This window comes from Streptomyces sp. NPDC059166, assembly GCF_042755185.1.
In the GTDB taxonomy this organism is placed as follows: Bacteria; Actinomycetota; Actinomycetes; order Streptomycetales; family Streptomycetaceae; genus Streptomyces.
Window position 1 is genome coordinate 21,387 of record NZ_JBHZCI010000061.1, and the last position, 6,016, is coordinate 27,402.

Genomic DNA, 6,016 nt, shown 5'->3' on the forward strand with positions numbered 1-6,016 from the left:
TCAGCGGGGTCGGCCGACAGGACGAGGCGCGGGCGGAGGCGGCGGGGTGGCCGGCGGGGTGCCGGTCGACGGCGATGTTCCGGCGTACGGCGAGGAGGCGCGGGCCACCCGCTGCCGGTCTGAATCGACGTTCTGGGCAGCGGACGGCACAGGAGCAGCCTGGGCACCGAGGACATCGTCGAGCAACTCCCGGCTGCGCAGGACGTTGACCATCTGGTGGTGCCGGGGGTCCGTGCGCTCTGCGGGACAGGCAGCGAGACCGTCCTTGGCGACTTCCAACTGCTCACGGACGTCTTGGAGCATCCCGTACGCGGCTGCCAGTCGGGTCCACGTCTCGAAAGTCGGATGGTGATGCGGGTCGTCGAAGTCGAGACGGGCGCGAGTCCAGTCGGCGGCAGAGGCGACGAGTTCGGTCAGCTCGGGCAGAGCCCCGACCAGTGCGCCGGTGACCTCCTCGATGATGCCCGCCACCTCATCGGGTGAGGCGTCCTCGTGGAGGCGAGAGATCATTCCGCGGACCGAGTACGGGTCGGCGGAAGCGTTGGGCAGGTGCCTGACCTGTAGCCGCTTGTCGGAGGCCGGTGCCGTGCTGCGGTGGGCGAGCCGGATGTTGTGCTGCATGGCCGCACCGACGGCCTCGCCGATGCTGGAGTAGTACTCGGGCACGTTTGCCTCTTCGGGTGAGTGGTCCTTGACGGGTGAGTCGAGCGGGGGCGCGGGACGTACTGGTGGCCGACGGCGGAGAGAGCCGCCGGGGTCACCGTCGGGGGGTTGCGGCGCGCGGCGGGTGACCCGTCGTAGTGAGCGGCGCCGTCTGGGAACTGGATGCCGAGGAGACCTTGGCCTGGTTCGCCGCAGGGGAAGTGGCCAGAGCGGCACCTCGGTGATCACGGACGGTCCGTGCTGCCGAGTAACTCGTCGAAGCGGTGCCGACGCGGCGTAGCTCGGCCTCGGAATCGACGAGTTCGGACTGGGCCGAGCTGACGAACTCCGAGGCGAAGCCGAACCGGTCGGCGAGCGCATACGCGTCGTCGTCCAAGTCGTTGACCTGTTCTCCCGCTGCTTCCAGCGCCTCCCGGACACGCTCCAGCGCACCGTGCTCGGGGTGAAGGAGGTGGTCGACTGCCCGCTGAAGGCTGGCTCCGTCTTCGACCGCACGGATCTGCTCCGTGATGCTGAGAAGTTCGGCTCCGGCGGCGTAGGGCCCCAGCGCATGCACCGGAGGGCTCATCCGGGCCGTGTCGAGAGACGGCGGAAGGGTGACGTCATAGCGAGCGGCTCGAAGCATCTCGGCCGCATGGCTGGCGATGGCGACCTGGTCGGCGAGCGGAGTGGTGGTGGGCAGGCGATGGCGTCGGCCGTGCCAGTCGTCGATCTGCTTGAAACCGGCGTGACGGAGGAGCTGCGCGGAGAGGTCATCAGTAGCGCCCTTGGCAACGACGCTGCCGCTGAACTCGGACGTGATGGTGATCGAGGTAGGCGCGGAAGTCTCCGGGGCAGAGGGAGCGAAGGACCCGTTGGAGGTGGGCCAGTGGGCAGAGCGTCCGGCAAATGCGGGGTTTGGTCCGGCCGAGAATCGCTGGTAGAGGCCGCACGGGTGCGGTCAGCCGGGTGCCCCGCCGCAGCAGGGCACCCGGTCGGTCAGAAGAAGGGATTCTCTGTCGGCCGGTCGGCCCCGGTGGCGGCTCGGAGCAGTTCGGTGAGGTCTTCGGGCTCGGACGACCGCTGGTCTATCCACCACCCGGCACGGGTCACCGTACGAGCGTTCTCCTCGATCTCCGCCCACTCCGCTTCGCTGGTTGTGCCTTCGGTGACCAGTGCGGTGTAGGCATTGGTCAGGATCTGGTGACGACAGCGCACGCCCCAGGGAACGGCCCGCTCGGTTCCCTCCAGGGGAGGCATCCGGTACTGCTCGGACCAGGCTTCGGACGCCGTCTGCTCCTCGGCGCGCTTCGCCTTGAGCCAGGCAGCCTTGTCCTGCTCGTCGCCCTCGTTCGAGGCGCGCCAGCAGTCCGTGCACTCCTGCCTGGCGAGCCACTCGGCGAAGCCGGCGCGTCGGTCAGCCGGTCGGTCGGACAAGTCGCGGTCGGCATGGTGACCGCAGGTGTGGTCGATAGGCCAGATCGTCTTCACGGCCATGGAAGGGCCTCCTTGAGGAGTTGGATCAGCGGTCGCGGGAGTACGCGACGCGGGGGTCAACCGGCCGGACCGCCGGTGTGGTGACGGCGGCGGGGACCGGCGCCCTGCCCGGGATTCCGGCACGGGCCGGGCTGGCGGCGAGCGCGGCGGCGCTCAACGGAGACGCGCGAGCGGGACCACGGCCGCGCTCACGGCCGACGGCCGGCGTGGCAGCAGGGCGGGGCCGAGCCGTCACCTCTTGAGCGAGGCGGGGCTGCACTGCGACCTGGAGCCCCGAACGGTGCAGGGCCACCGTGGCGTCGGCGACTCTCCCCAGGGCTTCGACGCGATCGGTGGTCGCGGGGAGCGTGTAGATGTCCAGGCTCGAGTTGTGCCGCCAACCATCCTCCACCAGCGCGAGCCCGCTGAGGCCGGAGACACGGTTGTCAAGGGCTGCGACGATGCCGAGCTGCGGGTGATCGGCGAAGGCGACGTCTGGTTCACCGAGCGGACCGCGGTCGCGTACCTGTGCCGTTTCGGGCGCCAGCGCAGGGTCAAGGGCGACGTCCACATCGACCTGGTAGCCGGCCTTGCGCAGCAGCTCGATGGCCCGGCTCGTACGGCCGTGTCCGTCACGGTTCTGGTCGGCTAGCGCGTACAACGTCGGCTGGTCGGGGACGGGATGGAAGTCGAATCCCTTGAGCATCCAGGTGCTGGCCGCGAGGTTCTTCGGGTTGGCGGCGACGATGCCGTGGACGGGGTGGTGGCCGAAGGCCAGGTCGGGCAGCACGTCGTAGTGGCTGGGCATGGCAGATCCATCCGAGGCGGGTGCGGTTGCAGGTGCGGGCGACGGGCGGATCAGTTCTGAGGGTGCGGTGCACGGAGGACTCCTGGATCGCGGTCGGTCAGAGCCGGGGGGCGGATGAGGAACTGGCCGGCGGCGGCGCGGCCCGCGCGGAAGACTCCGGCGGCGGACCGGTCGGGAGTACGCGCTGGCCGACCGACGGCGAAGAGGCGAGAGCGACCCTCGCCCGGGATGGAGCGGAGTCGGGCGGGAACACGGTGGCGGCGCGCGCCTCGCCGGAACGTCCCTGCTCCTGGCGTGGTGGTACGCCAAGCTGGTCCAGGCGGGCGTCGACAGCGGAGAGGAGATCCGGCACGCTGCCGCCGTGACGCGCATGCGGACCGTCCGGCTCGGAGTCGTAGATCACCTCGTAGACGGCGGGCTCGGCGGACCGGTGGCGGGTGACCAGCCAGCTCTCCGGGGACTCTGGGTGTTCGGAGGGCGGCTCCTGCGGCGGCGAGATGATCAGTGAACTGCCGTCGGGAAGCTCGGCGTGGACGATGTAGTCGCTCAGGCCGTACTCGACGGTGCACTCCAGGCCGCGCTGCCCGAGCGCGGAACGGAGTGCAGCCTGAAGACGACGCGGAACGGACGCGGCGGTCGAGGGCGGGGTTTCGTGGTGCATGGAGTTCTCCGTTGCGAACGCCCCGCCGCACGGCGGGAGCCGACGGGGCGTGGAGCTTGAAGGAGTGCGGTGGCCCATGAGGATCCGGCGATCGGGCGGTTTGGTACGGCCGTGACTGCGTGCTAGGGATCACCGCGAGCGACTGGGAGCCGGCGGATGCGATGCCGGCGGGACCTGGGGCGAAGCAGGTGACATGGCAGGGGTGTTGTGCGTGGAGCGGGTCAGGGCGACGCGAGCCCGCTCGGTCTGCGGCGGCCGTTCGGTGTCCGCCCGGTGAGCGAGGTATTCGCCGACGCGCACCAACGCCGGTCCCTTGGAGCCGAGTTCGTGTGAGTAGTGCCAGCCTTCGGTGTTGCGGTGCTCCTCGGCGCGCTCCTGGTAGAGGTGGAGCACGCTCGGCTGCGAACCGTCCATAAGCGCCATGACGTCGGCCCATTCGTGCCGCAGCTCCTGCGCCCGGAACAGGATGGTGTCGATCCCGCGTATCCGACGGAGGTCGTCACTGATCGGCCCCTCGACGTAGTCGGGGCCGGCGGCGGCGGCGCGGACCCCGGCCAGCACCTCGGGTCCGTGGTCGAGGTACACCTCGGCGTGCTTCCACGCTTCGGCGTCCCGCTTGACCTTCCCGTCCCCGTAGACCTTGTCGTCCAGCGGCCAGCCGTCCGCGTCGCAAAGGGAGTCCGAGACCGCGTCCCAGGCGTCGCACGCCTCGTTGATCCCGGCGGCGGCCGAGGCCAGCGCCGGGAGGTGCCGTCGCCACGCCAAAGGGTCGGTGGCCTGCGACGGCTGATTGTCACCGGAGGAAGGAGTGGAAGAAGCAGACATGATCGATTCCCGTTGCTGTGCTGGTCGTCGGGCTATGCGGCCATGCGGGCGTCGGTGTCGAACAGCTCCCGCTCAGCCGGGTGGAGGATGTGCTGCGTGATGAACGAGCGGCCGGCAACCTTCCACAGACCCCGGCCCTTGGACAGGGCGGACACCGCCTGGGTCTCGACGCCGGTCAGGCCGAGCAGAGATGCAGCGGCGGCGAGCTGGTCAGGCTCCTGGCGGTAGATGATGCGCGTGCTGCAGTCCGCGAGGAGCCCCTCGGCAAGGACTCGGCCGCGTGAACCGGCGTCGCCCGCCGAGAGCAAGTCGCTGAGGCGGTGGATCACCATGAGGTTCGCGATGCCCAGCCCTCGGGAGAGCTTCCACTGGCTCTGCATCCGCTCCAGCAGGCCGACGTGCCGCATCAGCCGCCACGCCTCGTCGTAGATCACCCAGCGTCGACCGCCGTCGGGATCACTGAGGGCTGACTCCATCCACGCGCTCGCGCACGTCATCGCGAGCACCAGTGCCGTGTCGTCACCGGAGCCGCCGAGACGGGAGAGATCGATGGACAGCATCGGTGTGGTCGGGTCGAACGACACGGTGCTCGGCGCGTCGAACATGCCGCTCAAGTCGCCGTGCACGAGACGTCGCAGGGCGTGGGCGAGGTCCTGGGCGGCTGAACCGAGGTGCCCCGCCTGGTGGCTGAGGGCGTGGTCGAGGCGTTCGGGGGAGCCGAGTACGTGGGCGATCTCGCCGAGCAGCGGCACCGTGCCCCGGGCGGCGGCGTCGTCGACGACCAGATCCAGGGCCAGGTCGAGGGCGGTGTGCTCCATCGGCAGCAGGTCGCGCTTCAGCACGGTGCGGGCGAGGCTGGCCAGTAGCAGCAGACGGCGCTTGCGAACCTCCGTGAACCAGTCCTCCTCGCTCACGGAGGCGGGGCGGGCCGGGGCGTCCAGTGGGTTCAACCGGCCGGGGAGCCCGGGGCCCAGGGCGATGCTGTAGCCGCCGAGGGCCTGCGAGACACCGGTCCACTCTCCCTTGGGATCGCAGGGGATGTAGATCCGGTAGCCGTGGGCGATCGACCGGGTGGCGATCGACTTCGCCAGCGCCGACTTGCCCATGCCGATGATCCCGGCCAGGACCGCGTTGGGGTTGGTGAAGCCCTCCACCCGGCCGCTGTTGTAGAGCGAGAACGGGTCGAAGCAGAAAGCCGCCTCCGCGTGCACATCGCGGCCGATGAACACCCCTTCCGCTCCCAGGCCGCCCTCGGCCACGAACGGGTAGGCGCCGCTGGCTGTGGCGGTGGTCATCCGGTGGGCGGGCAGGGCGAGCTTGCCGCCGCGGGCGGAGGCCGGCCCGGGGCGACCGGCGAGCGGGTAGGTGGGCCGCAGGTCCGGGTCGAGGGTCTGCTCGGCGCGGTGCTTGGGCGGGTTTCCGGCGAGGCGTGCCTGGCGGCGGGCTTCGGTGAAACCGGCTCGGGCGGCCCGCTGCTCGGCGCGTGTCGTCTTACGGGGCACGAACAGAGGGGAGGCGCTGGCGCGGGTACGGGGCATGACGTTTCTCCAGATGAGGGGTGGGTCAGCGGCGGACGAGGCCGGTGAACGGGGCGTGCAGGTCGG

7 protein-coding genes are annotated in these 6,016 nt (G+C 70.5%); all 7 read right to left on the reverse strand.

The window, feature by feature from the left end; translation table 11 throughout:
* The 7 genes from ACFXOA_RS30500 to ACFXOA_RS30530 all read right to left on the reverse strand — a co-directional run bounded on the left by ACFXOA_RS30500 (position 1) and on the right by ACFXOA_RS30530 (position 5,950).
* Positions 1-666, reverse strand: a complete 666-nt coding sequence (locus ACFXOA_RS30500) for a hypothetical protein (RefSeq protein ID WP_385035111.1) — start codon at positions 664-666, stop codon at positions 1-3.
* Positions 667-757: 91 nt separating this feature from the next.
* Complete coding sequence (locus ACFXOA_RS30505) at positions 758-1,231, reverse strand: hypothetical protein (RefSeq protein ID WP_385035113.1); 474 nt, start codon at positions 1,229-1,231, stop codon at positions 758-760.
* Positions 1,232-1,641: 410 nt separating this feature from the next.
* Positions 1,642-2,139 (reverse strand): hypothetical protein, encoded by a 498-nt coding sequence (locus ACFXOA_RS30510; protein ID WP_200717982.1) that lies wholly within the window; start codon positions 2,137-2,139, stop codon positions 1,642-1,644.
* Between the two features lie 25 nt (positions 2,140-2,164).
* A complete protein-coding gene (locus ACFXOA_RS30515; protein WP_385035115.1) occupies positions 2,165-2,926 on the reverse strand; it encodes a hypothetical protein in 762 nt (253 codons plus the stop codon).
* A gap of 97 nt (positions 2,927-3,023) precedes the next feature.
* Positions 3,024-3,587: a hypothetical protein gene (locus tag ACFXOA_RS30520; protein ID WP_385035117.1), complete on the reverse strand. Its 564-nt coding sequence runs from the start codon at positions 3,585-3,587 to the stop codon at positions 3,024-3,026.
* Positions 3,588-3,716: 129 nt separating this feature from the next.
* Positions 3,717-4,412 carry a hypothetical protein gene (locus ACFXOA_RS30525; RefSeq protein WP_385035119.1) on the reverse strand — a complete coding sequence of 232 codons (696 nt, stop codon included), beginning with the start codon at positions 4,410-4,412 and terminating at the stop codon, positions 3,717-3,719.
* Positions 4,413-4,444: 32 nt separating this feature from the next.
* A complete protein-coding gene (locus ACFXOA_RS30530) occupies positions 4,445-5,950 on the reverse strand; it encodes an ATP-binding protein (RefSeq protein WP_385035121.1) in 1,506 nt (501 codons plus the stop codon).
* Positions 5,951-6,016 lie beyond the last annotated feature (66 nt).

What these genes read in the sequence shown, in the direction of transcription:
- ACFXOA_RS30530 (WP_385035121.1), bottom strand. Translation starts at nt 5,950, where the DNA reads ATGCCCCGTACCCGCGCCAGCGCCTCCCCTCTGTTCGTGCCCCGTAAG.
- ACFXOA_RS30515 (WP_385035115.1), bottom strand. Translation starts at nt 2,926, where the DNA reads ATGCCCAGCCACTACGACGTGCTGCCCGACCTGGCCTTCGGCCACCAC.
- ACFXOA_RS30510 (WP_200717982.1), bottom strand. Translation starts at nt 2,139, where the DNA reads ATGGCCGTGAAGACGATCTGGCCTATCGACCACACCTGCGGTCACCAT.
- ACFXOA_RS30505 (WP_385035113.1), bottom strand. Translation starts at nt 1,231, where the DNA reads ATGAGCCCTCCGGTGCATGCGCTGGGGCCCTACGCCGCCGGAGCCGAA.
- ACFXOA_RS30525 (WP_385035119.1), bottom strand. Translation starts at nt 4,412, where the DNA reads ATGTCTGCTTCTTCCACTCCTTCCTCCGGTGACAATCAGCCGTCGCAG.
- ACFXOA_RS30520 (WP_385035117.1), bottom strand. Translation starts at nt 3,587, where the DNA reads ATGCACCACGAAACCCCGCCCTCGACCGCCGCGTCCGTTCCGCGTCGT.